The organism is Mycobacterium sp., assembly GCF_052145595.1.
GTDB lineage: Bacteria > Actinomycetota > Actinomycetes > Mycobacteriales > Mycobacteriaceae > Mycobacterium.
Genome location: NZ_JBKQOI010000367.1, coordinates 20,721 through 36,571 on the forward strand (window position 1 = coordinate 20,721; position 15,851 = coordinate 36,571).

The window sequence follows — 15,851 nt, forward strand, 5'->3', positions numbered from 1 at the left end:
CTCGTTACGAAACTAGCTGAGGCAAATGTGGATGGAGCGATCGCGTGGATTCGCCGCGATCGCGAAACTCGTTGCGGTCCTAACGGACCACCAGCCGCGCCTTACCGGGAAGTGGGGGAACCTCGCCCGACGCCCGCAGCGGAAATCTGCGGTGGAGCTTCTCGATCATTCCGTCGAGGGTGCGCCCGTCCTGTTCCTCGATGCGCGCCATGCGCCGAAAACCGCAGGCGCCCTCTGCGTCGCCTTCGGCTTCGGCGACGGCGATCGCCTTCTGGTATTCGTCGATCCGGTGATCGATGAGGTGGCGGCTCTGGGTGAGCAGACGCAGAAAGTACTCGGCCTGGCGCTGATCCGCCGTCTCGGGTCCCGGGCATTCGACATCCGCGGCGGGGCGGCTCGCGGTCAGCGGAGACACGGCGCCCGTTTGACGTACATTGACCGACGCGGGCCGGACCGTGATGCTGCGGGCCCGACGTCCGCGCCCGCTCGACCTGTGCCCAGCGATCGAACGTGCAGCACGTTCGTCGGACAAACCGGCGAAGTCCATGTCGTTCCTCTCAGCTGGGGTGTTTCGTGTGGGTAACGATAGACTCCGGATCCGATCCGCACCACATGCGCCCGCGATGAACGCCGTTGCTGCCAGGTCAGGACTAAAAACACCGTGAGGCGAATGCGGTGAAACACGGTGGCGGCGGCCCCCGTCACGGTCGCTACCATCGAGGGACCCGGTACGGCAAAGCGGCCTCCGCCGGAGCCCAAGGGAGGGACGTGACGGTAAGCGACAGCCCAGACATCGGGGACATCGACAAGTTCGACCCCGGCCTGACCCAGCGGCTGATGGGCGTGATGCGGCCGTTCTTGAAGGCATACTTCCGGTCGGAGGTGCACGGCCTGGAGTCCTTCCCGCCCGGCGGAGCGCTGGTGGTGGGTAACCATTCCGGTGGCATGTTCCCGATGGACGTCCCGATCTTCAGCGTCGACTTCTACGAGAAGTTCGGCTACGACCGGCCGGTCTACACGCTGAGCCACGACATCCTCTTCATGGGCCCAACCGGATCGCTCTTCAGGCGTGCCGGCTACATCCGGGCCAACCGTGACAACGCGGCGAAGGCCCTACGGTCGGGCGGCGTTGTGGTCGTCTTCCCCGGCGGTGACTACGATGCATACCGGCCCACCCTTTCGGAGAACGTCATCGACTTCAACGGGCGCAAGGGATACGTCAGCACGGCCCTGGAAGCCGGTGTGCCCATCGTGCCCGCGGTGTCCATCGGCGGACAGGAGACCCAGCTGTACCTGTCCCGCGGCACGTGGCTGGCCGAACGGCTGGGGGTCAAGCGGTTGCTGCGCAGCGCCATTCTGCCGCTCTCGTTCGGCTTCCCGTTCGGGTTCAGTGCCGTGATCCCACCCAATGTGCCGCTGCCCACCAAGATCGTGACGCGGGTGCTGGATCCGATCGACATCGCCGCGCAGTTCGGCGACGACCCAGACGTCGACGAGGTCGACGAGCACGTGCGATCGGTGATGCAGCAGGCCCTCAACGAGCTCGCCGCCAAGCGCCGTCTCCCGATTCTGGGCTGAGCCATGGCATCTCGTATCGACCAGGCCCTCGGCATCATCACCACTCTGCGGCGCGCCGGCATGATCGCGCCGATGCGGCCCGACCGCTACCTGAAGATGGCGGCCGCCATGCGTCGCGAAGGCATGGGCATGACCGTGGGTTTCGCCAGTGCGGCCCAGCGCTGCCCGGACCGCCCTGCCCTGGTCGACGAACTCGGCACCCTGACCTGGCGACAGCTCGACGAGCGGATCAACGCGCTGGCCGCGGGACTACAAGCGTTGCCCGGCGGCCAGCCGAAGGTCGTCGGGATCATGTGCCGCAATCACCGCGGGTTCGTCGAGGCGCTGGTGGCCGCCAACCGGATCGGCTCCGACGTCTTAATGCTCAACACATCGTTCGCCGGGCCGGCGATGGCCGACGTGGTCAACCGCGAAGGCGTCGACGCCGTCATTTACGACGAGGACTTCGGCTCGACGGTGGAGCGCGCGCTGGCCGACCAACCGGGCGCCACCCGCATCCTGGCGTGGACCGACGGACAGCACGAGCTAACACTCGAGAAACTCATCGCCGACCACACCGGGCAACAGCCGGAGCGCACCGGCCGCAAGGGCAAGATGATCCTGCTCACCTCCGGCACCACCGGAACACCCAAGGGCGCCAGGCAATCTGGCGGTGGAGCAGGCATCGGCACGCTCAAGGCGATTCTGGACCGCACGCCGTGGCGTACGGAGGAGCCAATAGTGATCGTGGCGCCGATGTTCCACGCGTGGGGCTTCTCGCAGTTGATCTTCGCCGCGTCGATGGCCTGTACGGTGATCACCCGGCGCAAATTCGATCCGGAGGCCACGCTGGACCTCATCGACCGGCACAAGGCGACGGGCCTGGCGGTGGTGCCGGTGATGTTCGACCGGATCATGGAACTGCCCGACACCGTCCGCAACCGCTACAGCGGCCGGTCGCTGCGGTTCGCGGCCGCATCGGGTTCACGGATGCGACCCGATGTCGTCATCGCGTTCATGGACCAGTTCGGCGACGTGATCTACAACAACTACAACGCCACCGAGGCCGGCATGATCGCCACCGCCACACCGGCGGACCTGCGCGCCGCGCCCGACACCGCGGGTCGGCCGGCGGGCGGAACCGAAATCCGCATCCTGGATCAGGAATTCAACGAACTGCCCACCGGTGAGGTGGGCGGCATCTATGTTCGCAACGACACCCAGTTCGACGGCTATACATCCGGCACCACAAAGGATTTCCATGGCGGCTTCATGTCGTCGGGCGACGTCGGCTACCTGGACAAGGCCGGGCGGCTGTTCGTCGTCGGCCGCGACGACGAGATGATCGTCTCCGGCGGTGAGAACGTCTACCCGATCGAGGTGGAGAAGACGCTGGCAGCACACCCGGACGTGGCCGAAGCGGCGGTCATCGGCGTGGACGACGAGCAGTACGGCCAGCGGCTGGCGGCTTTCGTGGTGCTGAACCCGGGCGGATCGGCTACCCCCGACAGTCTCAAGCAACACGTCCGGGAGAACCTGGCCAACTACAAGGTGCCCCGCGAAGTAGCCGTCGTCGACGAGCTTCCCCGCGGCAGCACCGGCAAGGTCCTGCGCGCCGAACTGCAATCGAAGGTCAGCGGCTGATGCGGCTGCGTAAACCCAGGCCGTTGGCGCGCGCGGCGGTGGAATTCGTCAACGCCGCCAACGGATTACGCCCTCTGGCTCGTAAGGGCTACAGCACCGTCCTGGTGTTCTGGTTCGGCTGGCCGACGTCGGAGGTGCCGGGCCCGTACTTCACCGCCTCGCTGGCCGACGCGCTGCGCCGCGGGCGCCGCGGCGATTTCGCCGGGCCGAAGGGGAAGGCGGCGCTGGCCCTGACGGCAGCATCCTGGGCGATCCTGGGGGTGATCCGCTACCGCGGTGTCACCACGCCGGGCCCGGTGCTGGAGGCGGGGCTACGCGAACAGCTGGGACCGGACTACGCCGAGGAGCTGGCCACGCTGCCGAACACGCCCGCGGTTCGGGGACGGCGCGACCTGCCGCTGCGTACTACCGTGGCGCGCCGGCGCTTCGTCGACAAGAGCAACATCGTGTCCTACGGTCCGCACGGTCGGGCCAACTTGGCCGATATCTGGCGTCGACGCGACCTGCCGCGCGAGGGCAAGGCGCCGGTGCTGGTGCAGGTGCCCGGCGGCGCGTGGGTGATCGGGTGGCGCCGTCCCCAGGCGTATCCCTTGATGAGCCACCTGGTTTCGCGCGGTTGGATCTGTGTATCGCTGAACTACCGGGTTTCCCCGCTCCACACCTGGCCCGACCACATCGTCGACGTAAAACGGGCGCTGGCGTGGGTGAAGGAGAACATCGCGGCCTACGGCGGAGATCCGAATTTCGTTGCAATCACCGGCGGGTCGGCCGGCGGCCATCTGTCCGCGCTGGCGGCCCTGACCCCTAACGACCCCAAGTTCCAGCCGGGGTTCGAAGAGGCGGACACCTCGGTGGTCGCCGCCGTGCCCATATACGGGCGCTACGACTGGTTTTCCACCGATGGGGAGGGGCGTCGCGAATTCATCGCCCTGCTCCAGAAGTTCGTGGTGAAGAAGAAGTTCGCCACCCACCGCGACGTCTATATCGATGCGTCGCCGGTCCGCGAGGTCCGGGCCGAGGCGCCGCCGTTCTTCGTCCTGCATGGTCACGACGATTCCCTGATCCCGGTCGGGGAAGCGCAGGAGTTCGTCGACGAACTGCGGGCGGTTTCGAAGTCCCCCGTCGCCTACGCCGAGTTGCCCAATGCGCAACACGCTTTCGACATCTTCGGTTCTCCGCGCGCGCAGCAGTCCGCGGAGGCGGTGTCCCGGTTCTTGTCCTGGGTCTACGTGACGAGCTATCTCAACCGCGACTAGCTGTTCAGCGCGTTCTCGAGTTCGGTCAGCGCCGGTTCGATGCGATCGGCCATGTCGTCGATGTCGTTGGCCACTTCGGGCGTCGTCACGAAGCCGAAGTCCAAGTAGTCCTGGTAGGAGAAGCAGGTGATGTTCAGCGCGACGTCCATGACCGGCGGCCCGAGCGGCACCAGCGAGTCCAGCTTGGCGCCCGCCATGTACAGCCGGCACGGCGGACCGGGGACGTTGGACACGACCAGGTTGACGGGGGCGAGGTTTCGCGACAACCCGGATGCGGTGTAGGCCCGCGCCGCCAGCTGCAGCAACCCGGGCGGCGTGGTCTCGGTCAGCCCCATGATCTGGTGCGCCGACAACGCTTTGGCCATTTCTTTGGCGCTCCTGGTGCTTTCGTGAATGGCACACAGCCGCTCGGCGGGGTCCTCGATGTCGGTGGCCAGGGATGCGGTCATCGAGCTGATCTTGTTTCCGACATCGCTCTTTGTCTCATCGGTACGAGTTGAGACCGGGATCTGCGCGATGAGCGGTTTGGCCGGCAACTCGCCGCGCTTCTCCAGGTAGTCGCGGGCGGCGCCGGCCACCAGTGCCAGCACGACGTCGTTGAGCTTGACGCTGAACGCGTCCTTGACGGCCTTGGCCCGGGCCAACTCGACGCGGCAGCCGGTGATCCGCCGGTGCGGCGACACGGGCGCGTTGAACCGGGTCTTGGGCGCTTCGAAGTATCGCGGCGGCCTGCTGCTGACGCCCAGCCTGGCGATCTGCTGGCGCAACGTCTGCTCGACCAGTCGGGTGACCCGGAACGGCGTCATGATGCCCACATTGATGAGCGCGCCCAGCGCGCGCCGCTCGAAGCCCGGAAGCTGGTTTCCCACCAGCGACCCGACCGTCTCCTCTTGCGGCGGCCGGGGTTCCGGCGTGACGTCCAGCAGGATTTCACCCAGCCCGGCGCCGGAAACCCCGTCGACGATGGCGTGGTGCATCTTGGTCAACGTCGCGATCCGGCCGCCCGCGCTACCTTCCAGGCCCTCGATCACCCACAGTTCCCACAGCGGCCGAGCGCGGTCCAGCTTGTAGGACATCAGCCGGCCCACCAGCTCTTCGAGCTCGCGGCGACCGCCCGGCGCGGGAACGCCGATGCGGCGCACGTGAAAGTCGACGTCGAGTTCCTCGTCCTCGACGAACCAGGGCCGGTCCAGCCCGAGGGGCGCACCGGTCACCCGCCAGCGCAGCTGCGGCAGCTCCGGCAGTCGCTCGATGATCAGTTCGCGGAGTCGCTGAAAGCTGTACTCGGGAGCGTTCCTGGGATCGCAGATCGCCAGTGCACCCACATGCATGTGCCAGCCCGCAGTCTCTGCAGACCAAAACGCCGCGTCAACACTCGAAAGCCGCTTCATCCCCCGACCGTAGCCCTCCCCCACCCGCCGCAAAATGGCTACCCGGATAATTCACCGGCACCTCTGCCTGTCGACTCGGTGCACGGATGCGGAGGTGTGATATTCAGGCCAGACGAACGGTCATGGCGTCGGCTGCTCCCGAGGAGGTACCAAACCGTGTCCGATATCCACGCCCCGATTGAAGGTGCGGCCCACACGCCTCGGGCGAGCAAGGCGGCAGGGCTTATGGCCGACGAGATCCCTGTGGCCCACACCCCACCCGGAGGCTATGGGGATGAGTTCCCACCGCCGATACTGGCCGGATGCACCGAGCCTCTGGTAGACGGAGCGCCTGACTTGAGGGGTATTTGGAGAGTTGTCTCGGCCACCCGTCGAGGTGCGTCGGTGCCGGAAGGGGACCCGTTACTTGGGTACACCGAGCGGGTCGAACAGTGCGGTAACCGAATCGTCGACTGCGGTGGCGGGACCATTGCCGATGCCCGCGCCGACGGAACTGAGAAGAACGGCGTCCACGACGTGTCGGTGTTCGACTTCACGACTCCCATCCATGTAGTCGCCTCCTACGAGGACGCGGTATTCGTGCTGCGGCCGGTCGGCCAACCAGGCTTCGAGGTCACCCGGCGGCTCGACGAGGATGGACACATGATCTGGACCCGACCCGACATGGGTGGCTTGCGGGTCGTGTTGGAGCGGATCACCGAACCACCCTCCTGAATTACGCGTGCTCCCATTCGCCCAACTCCTCAGCCCGCCGTTTCACGGCGCGCATCGTCGTTAGGCGTGCTCCATTCGCCCAACTCCTCAGCCCGCCGTTTCACGGCGCGCATCGTCGTTAGGCGTCCTCCATCAGGTCTGGCGTCACCGCCGACTCGGTGTCGGGGATGCCTTCGACCTTCGCCTTGCGATCCGCCATCGAAAGCAATCGCCGAATACGGCCGGCCACAGCGTCTTTCGTCATCGGCGGGTCGGCGAGGCGGCCGAGCTCCTCGAGGGAAGCCTGCCGATGCTCGACGCGCAGTTTGCCGGCCGACGCCAGGTGCTCGGGGACGGTGTCGCCGAGGATCTCCAGCGCGCGCTCCACCCGAGCGGCCGCCGCGACCGCGGCGCGGGCCGAGCGGCGCAGATTGGCGTCGTCGAAGTTGGCGAGCCGGTTGGCCGTCGCCCGGACCTCGCGGCGCATCCGGCGCTCCTCCCAGACGAGCCTGGTGTCCTGGGCGCCCATCCGGGTCAGCAGGGCGCCGATCGCCTCACCGTCGCGCACCACCACCCGATCGGCACCGCGCACCTCGCGGGCCTTCGCGCTGACCCCAAGCCGGCGTGCCGCGCCCACCAGCGCCAGCGCGGCCTCCGGGCCGGGGCAACTGACCTCCAACGACGACGAACGTCCCGGCTCGGTCAGCGACCCGTGCGCCAAAAAGGCGCCCCGCCACGCGGCTTCGGCGTCGGCGATGCTGCCGCCGACCACCTGGGCCGGCAGGCCGCGCACCGGACGCCCCCGCATGTCGAGCAGCCCGGTCTGACGCGCGAGTGCTTCGCCGTCGTTGGCAACCCGCAGCACGTACCGGGTGCTCTTACGAATCCCGCTGGCCGACAAGACATGCACGACGGCGTTGTATCCGTACAGCTCAAAGATGTCCTTGCGCAGTCGTCGCGCGATGTTGCCCAGGTCCACCTCCGCCTCGACGACCACCCGGCCGCCCACGATGTGCAACCCGCCGGCGAACCTGAGCAGGGACGTGACTTCGGCGCGACGCGCACTGACCGACTTCACCACCAGGCGGCTCAGTTCGTCCTTGACTTCGGTCGTCATCGCCACGCGTCGTCACCCCTCGGTCCGCTGCCAGCCGGCCCGTTCACGCCGGTCTGTGGACTTTCACGTTCGACCCGAATGTCCGCCGTGGCCGTTGCTGGAGGGGCCCCCCGGCCCCTATGGCCCGCTCGGACCCCGTCCAGTGCCGCCGCGAGCTTGCCCGGGTCATGTAAAGGTGTACCAGGTCGGGCCACGTCAGCGAAGTGGACCTGGGCTTGTAGCAGGTTTGCGGTGCGGCGCAGTTGCTCCCGTTCGCGCTCTGCCGGCACTCGTTCGGCGTCGATGATGATGTCGTGCACGGTGAACCAGGGTGCGTGCTGTACCAATACATGCAGATGACGTTCCACCGAGAAACCGGCCGTCTCCCCCGGCTCGGCCACCAAGTTGAGCACCAGTGCCCGCCGGGCAGTGGTGGCCTGCAGCGCCGCCGCCAGCCCCGGCACCAGCACGTGCGGGATCACGCTGGTGAACCAGGAACCGGGCCCAAGCACCACCAGGTCGGCAGCCATGATGGCGTCGACGGCCTGCCGGGTCGCCGGCGGGTCGGCCGGCAGGAGGCGCACCCGCCGCACCTTGCCCGGTGTAGTCGCGATGGCCACCTGGCCGCGGATCAGCCGGAACATCCGCGGGTCGGACTCCAGGCCGGACACGTCGGCCTCGATCTGCAATGCGATCGGGCACATCGGCAGCACCCTGCCCTTGACGCCGAGGATGCGACCGAGCTCGTCGAGCGCGGCGACCGGATCGCCCAGCACCTCGTTGAGGCCGGCAAGAATCAGGTTGCCGATCGGGTGTCCGGCCAGGGCGCCGCTACCGCCGAATCGATGCTGCAGGATGGTCGCCCACAGCCGTCCATATGGACTGTCAGAAGCCAACGCCGCCAAGGCCATTCGCAAATCGCCCGGCGGAATCACATCCAGTTCGCTGCGCAGCCGGCCCGACGAGCCGCCGTCGTCGGCGACGGTCACCACAGCGGTGACGTAGGGAGTCAGTCGCCGCGCCGCGGACAACGTTGCGTACAAGCCGTGCCCGCCGCCCAGCGCAACGATGCCCTCGCTATCCGGTGGGCTCATTCGCGGCCCAAATCCCGGTGCAGCACTCGCACCGCCAGTTGCGCATTGCCCCGGAGCAGCTGCATCAATGCCTCGGCGATCGCGACGCTGCGATGCTTGCCGCCGGTGCAGCCGATGGCGACCGTCATATAACGCTTGCCCTCCCGGCGGTAGCCGTCGACAACCAGGTTTAGCAATCGATGGTAAGCGTCGAGGAACTCGGCCGCGCCGGGCTGGCCCAACACGTAATCGCGCACCGCCGGATGTTGGCCGGTGAGCGGACGCAGATCATCGACCCAGTGCGGGTTCGGCAGAAACCGCACGTCCATCACCATGTCGGCGTCCATCGGCAGGCCGTACTTGAAGCCGAAGGACTCAACGGTGACGCTGGTGTAGGCGCCCGCGTCGCCGCCAAAGGCACGCTCGATGCTTTCCCTCAGGCCCCGCACCGACAGCGTCGAGGTGTCGATGATCAGGTCGGCGGTGGCGCGAACCGGAGCCAGCATCCGGCGCTCGGCGGCGATGCCCTCGGCCAGGGTCTGCTCGCCCTGCAGCGGATGGCTGCGGCGATTCTGTTCGTAGCGGCGCACCAACACGTCGTCGGATGCCTCCATGAACACCACACGCGGGGTGATGTTGCGGGTGGCCAGCTCGGTGCGCACCGAGTCCAAATCGCCGGTGAATCCGCGCGACCGCACATCCATGACCACCGCCAGCTTAGTGATCCGCGACCCTGCGGCCAGCCCGAAATCGACCATCCGGGTTATCAGCTGGGGTGGCAGGTTGTCGGCCACATACCAGCCCAGGTCCTCGAGCACCTTGGCCGCAGTACCCCGCCCGGCGCCCGACAATCCGGTCACCAGCACGACATCGATACCGGCCGCGGCGTCACCCGGGTGGCTCTCGGCGAACGCGGCGAACTGCTCGCCGTCCCGACCTTGAGTCGTCATTCCGAGACTCCGGATGGCTCGGGCCGCAGCGCCTCGAGGACGGCCGTGGCGGTGGCCACGCCGATGCCCGGAACGGCAGTGATCTGCTCGACGGTGGCCTCCTTGAGGCGGGCTATCGATCCGAAGTGGGTAACCAGCGCCTTGCGGCGATGTTCTCCCAATCCTGGCACCGAATCCAGCGCTGAGGCGGTCATTCGCTTGGATCGCTTGCTGCGATGGTAGGCGATGGCGAACCGATGCGCCTCATCACGCACCCGCTGCAGTAGATAGAGCCCCTCGCTGTTGCGCGGCATGATGATCGGGTCGGGCTCGGACGGCACCCATACCTCTTCCAGCCTCTTGGCCAAGCCGATCACCGCGACGTCGGTGATGCCGAGCTCGTCGAGCACGGCGCTGGCCGCGTTGACCTGTGGCGCCCCGCCGTCGACGACATACAGATTGGGCGGGTAGGCGAACCGGCGCGATTTTCCCTCCGGGGAAAGCAGATTGGGATCGTTCTGGTCGCTGAGGTGCCGCAGGAACCGGCGACGGGTCACTTCGGCGATAGAGGCGACGTCGTCGGAGCGGCCCTGCCCGGCGGCTTCCCGGATCCCGAAGTGGCGGTAGTCCGATTTGCGCGGCAGGCCGTCCTCGAACACCACCAATGAGCCCACCACATCGGTGCCCTGCACGTGGCTGATATCGACGCATTCGATGCGCAGCGGAGCATCGGCCAAGCCCAGGGCGTCCTGAATATTCTGCAGCGCAGCAGATCTGGCGTTGAAGTCGCCGGCTCGTTTGAGCTTGTGTTGCTGCAGTGCTTCTTTCGCGTTGCGCTGCACGGTTTCGGCCAGCGCGCGCTTGTCGCCGCGCCGGGGTACTCGCAGCGCCACCCGTGAACCCCTCAGACCGGACAGCCAGCTGGCCAACTCGTCGGCATTGGACGGCAGGCACGGCACCAGCACCTCGCGGGGAACCGGGTTAGCCGATTCGTCGGCGGCTTGGTCGGTTGAGAAGCCCAGTTCTGCCTGCTCGCCATAGAACTGCGTCAGGAACTGCTCGACCAGCTGCTCCTCGCCGGAATCGCCTGGGTCGCCAGACTTTTCGACGATCCAGCCGCGCTGGCCGCGAACGCGGCCGCCGCGGACGTGGAACACCTGCACCGCCGCTTCCAGCTCGTCGTCGGCGAAGGCAACCACGTCTGCGTCGGTACCGTCGCCGAGCACCACGGCCTGCTTCTCCATGGCTCGCTTCAGCGCGGACAGGTCGTCACGCAGCCGCGCGGCCCGCTCGAAATCGAGTTGCTCTGCCGCGGCATTCATCTGCTGCTCCAGGTCGCGGGCGAACCGGTCGGTCTTGCCGGACAGGAAGTCGCAGAAGTCTTCCACGATTTGGCGATGCTGCTCGGCGCTGACCCTGCCGACACACGGCGCCGAACATTTGTCGATGTAGCCGAGGAGGCATGGGCGGTCGATCTGCTTGTGCCGCTTGAACACTCCAGCCGAGCACGTTCGCGCCGGAAACACCCGGGTGAGCAGATCCAGCGTCTCCCGGATTGCCCATGCGTGGGAGTACGGCCCGAAATACCGCACACCCTTGCGCCGCGGGCCGCGGTAGACCATCAGCCGGGGAAACTCCTCGTCAAGGGTGACGGCCAGCACGGGATAGGACTTGTCGTCGCGGTAACGGACGTTGAAGCGCGGATCGAACTCCTTGATCCAGTTGTATTCCAGCTGCAACGCCTCGACTTCGGTGTTGACCACCGTCCACTCGACTTTGGCCGCGGTGGTCACCATCTGTCGCGTCCGCGGGTGCAGGCCGGCGACGTCAGCGAAGTAGGACGTCAGCCGGCTACGCAGGCTCTTAGCCTTGCCGACGTAGATGACTCGCCCGTGCGAATCCCGGAATCGGTAGACGCCTGGCTCGACCGGGATGGACCCGGGCGCGGGGCGATATGTTGCGGGATCTGGCACGTACCCAGGCTAGTAGTCACTAAGAAGGCGGCGCGTCGTCGGGATCGGGTGGTTGGTCGCGTTCGGTTGCGACGCGGCGGGCGCGGTTTTGGGCGCGGGTGGCGATGCGCATCGGCATCATGGCCGTGCGCTGGTCGGAGCGCCGCTGGGCCCGGGGCTCGACCGGGGGACAGGTCGCCTCTTCGTGAGACCGTCGTCCGGCTGTCAGAAGGGCGGTGGTGCCTCATCGCCAGGCGGCGCCGGCCCGGTTTGTGTGGGTTGGGCGGCTAGCCGGGTTTGGCGGTTGTGGTTGCGTTCGGTGGCAACACGGTGGGCGCGGCTTTGGGCGCGGGTCCGCGTGCGCAGCGGCATCATGGCCGTGCGCTGGTCGCAGCGCGCCTGCGCCGGGGTTTTGACGGCGGGCAAATCGCCGGTGGGCACACACAGCGACGGAAACAACAAGGCACTGCCGGGAGTCGTGACATAGGTGTGCCCGTCGGGCAGCCGCCAGATCACCGTCCCGTCAGGCAACTGTTGGTCACGCCAGCCCCAGAACGTTTTCATCAAATGATGAAGCCGGCACAGGCATTTCAGGTTGCTGACAAGTCAGTAATCTGCCCCCAAGGCGCGTCCAGCTGGCCGTGAGCATCGACTGGTTCAATCCCAGTATCGCGCACCATGTTTGACCTGCGGTTTTATGCTCGTAGGCGGGCGGCTAACGCTCAACTGACGCAATAAGTCGCCAAACCACACCCGTCACGCCCGTATCAGCATCCCCTGGGCCGTACCGGCATCGTCGGCTAAGTGCCAATCTAACTGCGGTTTAGTGACTTTTGGACCTACACAAAGCCCCGGTGTGGTGCGGACCCTGATTCCGGGTACGGGGTTACGTTCCCCCCGCACAGTGGTCAAGAAAGGAGCCACCAGTGAGTGACGCCCCGAAACGCCTCAGCGGCCTCAACGCCCTCACTTTGTGGTTTTTCGGCCTCGCCGGGTGGGCGTCCCTGACAATCCTGATCGGCGTTCCGGTTTGGGCACTGTGTGCGCCGCCAGACCCGTTTTTCCCGTGGCCGGTTGCGGTGTTCTTTGCGGTGCTGTGGCTACTCGGGACGCGGCTCATCGTCGGCTACCTGCTGGCCATGACAACGACAAAACGCAAGTGACACCATCTTCCGGCCGGAAAAGGAGTGCTCAACATGCTTCGTAAGTCATTGCCCGCGTCAGCCATCGGATCGGCAGCAATTGGGGTTGTGCTTGCGGCATCCGTGCAGTTCGCTGCACCAGCCTACGCAGATAATCCTGCCTGCCCATCGGGGCATCGCTGCGGCGGCATCGGCCCGTACGACTACACAGGGATATGCAACTCACTGGCACAGTACGGTCGTGACTTCGCCATAGACCTGATCAAGATGTATTACGGAGTCGGCGAGTCCACGGCCCAGCGCATCCTCAGCGATGCAGGCTGCTGATGAAATTGGGGAACCGCGGGTGATCCCCGGCATCGCGCCCATCCACCCAAGACGATATTTGTCACGGCGATGACTGCCCCGCCGGTTCCCCCGCACGATGAGCAGCCTGGGCAGCTGGCGGCCAGCGGCGAGCTGCCCGTGGTCGCGGTCGATGAGTGTTTGACGTCGGCGGAGGGGATGCCGACGCAGGTCGCCCCGCCGATCCCTGACGACGACAAGCCGCCGACGGTGGCGACACCGTACGCGTTCCCGGAGGCCTACTCCGAGGAGTCGTCCGAGCGGGTGGGGCGGTCGTGGCGGGTGGCGTGGCGCGATGCGGCGTTGATAACGGTGGCTGGTTTGGCGGTGGCGACGGCGGCTGGGCTGGCTGTCTGGGTCTTGCGGGACCAGCACCAGAAGCAGCCGCCGGTCCCGCAGCCGCCGACGTCATCGCAGACGGCGACCCCACAGCCGCCTCCGCCGCCTCCGCCGTCAACGACGACTGTGGTGGTGCCTACGGTCACTGTGACAACTACACCCGCGCGGCCGACCAGAACGCAGGCGTCCAGCCCCGAACTGGATCAGCAGTTCCTCAGCGAAGTCAGCGGCCTGTGGGGCGGGAAGCCCAATAAGCCCGACGCCGTTATCCACGACGGCCACCGCGCCTGTGAGCTTCTGGCGCAGAACCCCGACGCGTCCGCGGTCACCCGCAGGCTGCTCGGGGAAGAGACGGCGGCGGGTACAGCGGGGGGACTCGATCCGGACACGGAGTATGCGCGGATTAACGCTGTCGTGGTAGCCGCCTCCGACGTGTACTGCCCGCAGTAATTTCTGCTACCGAACTTGTCCAACACCCTTTGAAGTTGCTAATCGTCGTCGTCCGCCCTGGCATCGACGGCGGCCAGTCGCGCCCGCCAATCCGGTATCGCCGACGCCGAGGTTTCGACGACGAGGACGACGCCGTAGGAGCCACCCGCCGGTCTCGTCGTCATCGCTTGCGCTCCCAATGCCAAAAGCCGGTGCCGGTGGACACCCGCGTAAATCCGGCGGCTTCGATTTGTCGTTGCGCGTCCGCGAGGTAACCGTGCCCTACCGAGCCGTCCGCGTAGTCGGCCCGGTAGATGTCGAGCGCACTGCACTCCACCCCGTTGGCGTCCACGTACCGCTCCGCACCGCGACCACCGCCCGGCGGCTCTAGCCCGGCGAACGCAAACGGCGGGGCGAAGCCGTTTACGTCCTCATCGGCGGCGGGCACCCGGTCGTCGTCCAGGTCCTCGTCGTCGGGCTCAGGCACCGGCCGCGACAAAGCGCGCTTCACCGCCATATGAGAACACCCCACCCGGTCGGCGACCTCCCGGTAGGACAAGCCCCGGCGGTGCAATACGCGGATGCGCTCGTCACGCTGGGCACGCTGAAGTTTGCTGTAACGCATAACGCCATTGTTGCAGCTCAGAGGGTGTAACACGGCAGGACACGCAGACGGCCGCAGATAGTTGCTGAGGGGTACGAAAACGTGAAAACCGTTGAAAGCCAACGCAACTCGTCGTTTGTTTGCTGCGCCTGCTGTAACGACTTTGCGGGGAGGGACGCCCAGTCCGGGACGGAGTTGTGACCATCCGGCTTTGCTAGTTTTTACCCCCCTACCCCGGTCATGCCTGTTCAGCACGTCAGCCGAATCTTGCGCCGTGTCCACAACGCAACACAGCGTGGGGTGGTCGATGCTGGGCCTATGGTCCCCCTCCTGGTCATCGACCGGGCGGTGCCGCGTCGGAGGGACACCACAGAAGGGAGGAAACCTGACGACCGGGAGCCGCCGAAACCGGCTGGCTCAAAGGCAAACACTTTGTGGGCCTAAGTGAGTGTGTGAAAGTGACTTCCGGCGGAGCACCTGGGGCCTATTGACCCTGCATGTCGGCCTGGACATCGATGAAAGCTCATTACCAGCCCAACGGGAATAGGAGTCATAATGATCATCAAGAAAATCGCGGTAACCACCGCCATAACCGCCGCCCTGGCTATCGCCTCTGCCGCCCCGGCAATCGCCGACCCCGACGACACCTTCGGTCCAGCAGCCCTCGCCGCCACCGCCCAGGCGGTCGACGGCTCCCGGGCCGACCTTGCAAATGCCGTCGCCCCTAGGTCGGCTGCTCTACCGGAGGGAACGGCGAGTCAACAGAACGCCGTGCGGAAAGCGCAGCAGTACCTCAACTACACAGCCTTCTCCCGTAAGAGTCTCATCGAGCAATTGGAGTACGAGGGTTTTTCAACGGAAGATTCGACATTCGCAGTTGACAGCCTCAACGTTGACTGGAATCAGCAGGCGGTGAAGAAAGCTCGGCAGTACCTCAACTACACAGCCTTCTCCCGTCAGGGCCTCATCGAGCAATTGGAATACGAAGGCTTCACTCCAAGCCAGGCCGCGTACGGAGTCGCCGCCGCGTATCAGTGACAGCCAACAGCGATAGCTGGATAGCTGCCAGTCGGCGGTGCCCTCAAGCGTGTTCGACGCCCCATTGGCGGGTGTGGCGCGCCGCGCGGCGGCCAATGGACGGCGAAGCCCAACCGCCGCGCGGGCGCGCCACACCCGAGTCTCACACGACGGGCACTGACCAGCCGCCCGCGTCAAACGTTGTCATTCCATGCCTCCTAGACGAGCAACGCGGGTTGGATAAGTCCGCCGCTATGGCGTAGCGCGCCACGACGTACCAGGCGGATCACTTCGGCAACGGTGATGCCCATTCGCGCCGCGCACTCGGCGGGCTCCACAAAATCGGCTAGGTCGTCCTGGTCGAGGCCGATTCCGCGATACGGC

15 protein-coding genes and 1 pseudogene are annotated in these 15,851 nt (G+C 66.4%); 7 read left to right on the top strand and 9 right to left on the bottom strand.

The annotated features are described in order from the left end of the window. Positions 1 to 79 precede the first annotated feature (79 nt). Complete coding sequence (locus ACLP4W_RS29980; RefSeq protein WP_442391203.1) at positions 80 to 415, bottom strand: hypothetical protein; 336 nt, start codon at positions 413 to 415, stop codon at positions 80 to 82. Positions 416 to 768: 353 nt separating this feature from the next. Here ACLP4W_RS29980 and ACLP4W_RS29985 point away from each other — a divergent pair, with 353 nt between their 5' ends. Genes ACLP4W_RS29985 through ACLP4W_RS29995 form a run of 3 tightly spaced genes read left to right on the top strand, consistent with a single transcriptional unit; the run spans position 769 to position 4,457 of the window. Further along, positions 769 to 1,578 (top strand): 1-acyl-sn-glycerol-3-phosphate acyltransferase, encoded by an 810-nt coding sequence (locus tag ACLP4W_RS29985; RefSeq protein ID WP_442391205.1) that lies wholly within the window; start codon positions 769 to 771, stop codon positions 1,576 to 1,578. 3 nt (positions 1,579 to 1,581) lie between these two features. Further along, the gene (gene fadD12, locus ACLP4W_RS29990; protein ID WP_442391207.1) at positions 1,582 to 3,201 is read left to right on the top strand and encodes an acyl-CoA ligase FadD12; all 1,620 of its coding nucleotides are present in this window, start codon (positions 1,582 to 1,584) and stop codon (positions 3,199 to 3,201) included. Next, entirely contained in the window at positions 3,201 to 4,457 is a 1,257-nt protein-coding gene (locus ACLP4W_RS29995; protein WP_442391209.1) for an alpha/beta hydrolase, read from the top strand. The genes fadD12 and ACLP4W_RS29995 overlap by 1 nt, the downstream gene beginning before the upstream one ends. Here the strand turns inward: ACLP4W_RS29995 and ACLP4W_RS30000 are convergent. Then, positions 4,454 to 5,848, bottom strand: coding sequence for a WS/DGAT/MGAT family O-acyltransferase (locus ACLP4W_RS30000; RefSeq protein WP_442391211.1), 1,395 nt, complete (start codon positions 5,846 to 5,848; stop codon positions 4,454 to 4,456). The genes ACLP4W_RS29995 and ACLP4W_RS30000 overlap by 4 nt on opposite strands. Before the next feature lie 384 nt (positions 5,849 to 6,232). Between ACLP4W_RS30000 and ACLP4W_RS30005 the strand changes: the two genes are divergently transcribed. After that, positions 6,233 to 6,562, top strand: coding sequence for a hypothetical protein (locus ACLP4W_RS30005; protein WP_442391213.1), 330 nt, complete (start codon positions 6,233 to 6,235; stop codon positions 6,560 to 6,562). Between the two features lie 118 nt (positions 6,563 to 6,680). Here ACLP4W_RS30005 and whiA read toward each other — a convergent pair whose 3' ends face one another. The 5 genes and pseudogenes from whiA to ACLP4W_RS30030 form a co-directional block, all read right to left on the bottom strand. Continuing rightward, on the bottom strand, positions 6,681 to 7,658 hold the full coding sequence (gene whiA, locus ACLP4W_RS30010) for a DNA-binding protein WhiA (protein ID WP_442391275.1): 978 nt from the start codon (positions 7,656 to 7,658) through the stop codon (positions 6,681 to 6,683). Continuing rightward, positions 7,655 to 8,731, bottom strand: coding sequence for a uridine diphosphate-N-acetylglucosamine-binding protein YvcK (gene yvcK / locus ACLP4W_RS30015; RefSeq protein ID WP_442391215.1), 1,077 nt, complete (start codon positions 8,729 to 8,731; stop codon positions 7,655 to 7,657). Before yvcK ends, whiA begins: the two co-directional genes overlap by 4 nt. Next, positions 8,728 to 9,660, bottom strand: a complete 933-nt coding sequence (rapZ, locus tag ACLP4W_RS30020; protein ID WP_442391217.1) for an RNase adapter RapZ — start codon at positions 9,658 to 9,660, stop codon at positions 8,728 to 8,730. The genes yvcK and rapZ overlap by 4 nt, the downstream gene beginning before the upstream one ends. Next, positions 9,657 to 11,612 carry an excinuclease ABC subunit UvrC gene (gene uvrC, locus ACLP4W_RS30025; RefSeq protein WP_442391219.1) on the bottom strand — a complete coding sequence of 652 codons (1,956 nt, stop codon included), beginning with the start codon at positions 11,610 to 11,612 and terminating at the stop codon, positions 9,657 to 9,659. Before uvrC ends, rapZ begins: the two co-directional genes overlap by 4 nt. 204 nt (positions 11,613 to 11,816) lie before the next feature. After that, a pseudogene (locus ACLP4W_RS30030) lies at positions 11,817 to 12,191 on the bottom strand (HNH endonuclease signature motif containing protein); the annotation flags it as partial. 326 nt (positions 12,192 to 12,517) lie between these two features. On the opposite strand from ACLP4W_RS30030, the gene ACLP4W_RS30035 reads away from it, so the two are divergent. Together ACLP4W_RS30035 and ACLP4W_RS30040 are read left to right on the top strand one after the other, a co-directional pair. After that, the gene (locus tag ACLP4W_RS30035; protein WP_442391221.1) at positions 12,518 to 12,754 is read left to right on the top strand and encodes a hypothetical protein; all 237 of its coding nucleotides are present in this window, start codon (positions 12,518 to 12,520) and stop codon (positions 12,752 to 12,754) included. 375 nt (positions 12,755 to 13,129) lie between these two features. Next, positions 13,130 to 13,867, top strand: a complete 738-nt coding sequence (locus ACLP4W_RS30040; protein WP_442391223.1) for a DUF732 domain-containing protein — start codon at positions 13,130 to 13,132, stop codon at positions 13,865 to 13,867. A 38-nt stretch (positions 13,868 to 13,905) separates the two neighbouring features. Here the strand turns inward: ACLP4W_RS30040 and ACLP4W_RS30045 are convergent, their stop codons facing one another. Together ACLP4W_RS30045 and ACLP4W_RS30050 are read right to left on the bottom strand one after the other, a co-directional pair. Continuing rightward, the gene (locus ACLP4W_RS30045) at positions 13,906 to 14,031 is read right to left on the bottom strand and encodes a hypothetical protein (RefSeq protein ID WP_442391225.1); all 126 of its coding nucleotides are present in this window, start codon (positions 14,029 to 14,031) and stop codon (positions 13,906 to 13,908) included. Further along, a complete protein-coding gene (locus ACLP4W_RS30050; RefSeq protein ID WP_442391227.1) occupies positions 14,028 to 14,471 on the bottom strand; it encodes a helix-turn-helix domain-containing protein in 444 nt (147 codons plus the stop codon). The genes ACLP4W_RS30045 and ACLP4W_RS30050 overlap by 4 nt, the downstream gene beginning before the upstream one ends. A gap of 534 nt (positions 14,472 to 15,005) precedes the next feature. Here ACLP4W_RS30050 and ACLP4W_RS30055 point away from each other — a divergent pair. Then, the gene (locus tag ACLP4W_RS30055; RefSeq protein WP_442391229.1) at positions 15,006 to 15,488 is read left to right on the top strand and encodes an Ltp family lipoprotein; all 483 of its coding nucleotides are present in this window, start codon (positions 15,006 to 15,008) and stop codon (positions 15,486 to 15,488) included. Positions 15,489 to 15,851 lie beyond the last annotated feature (363 nt).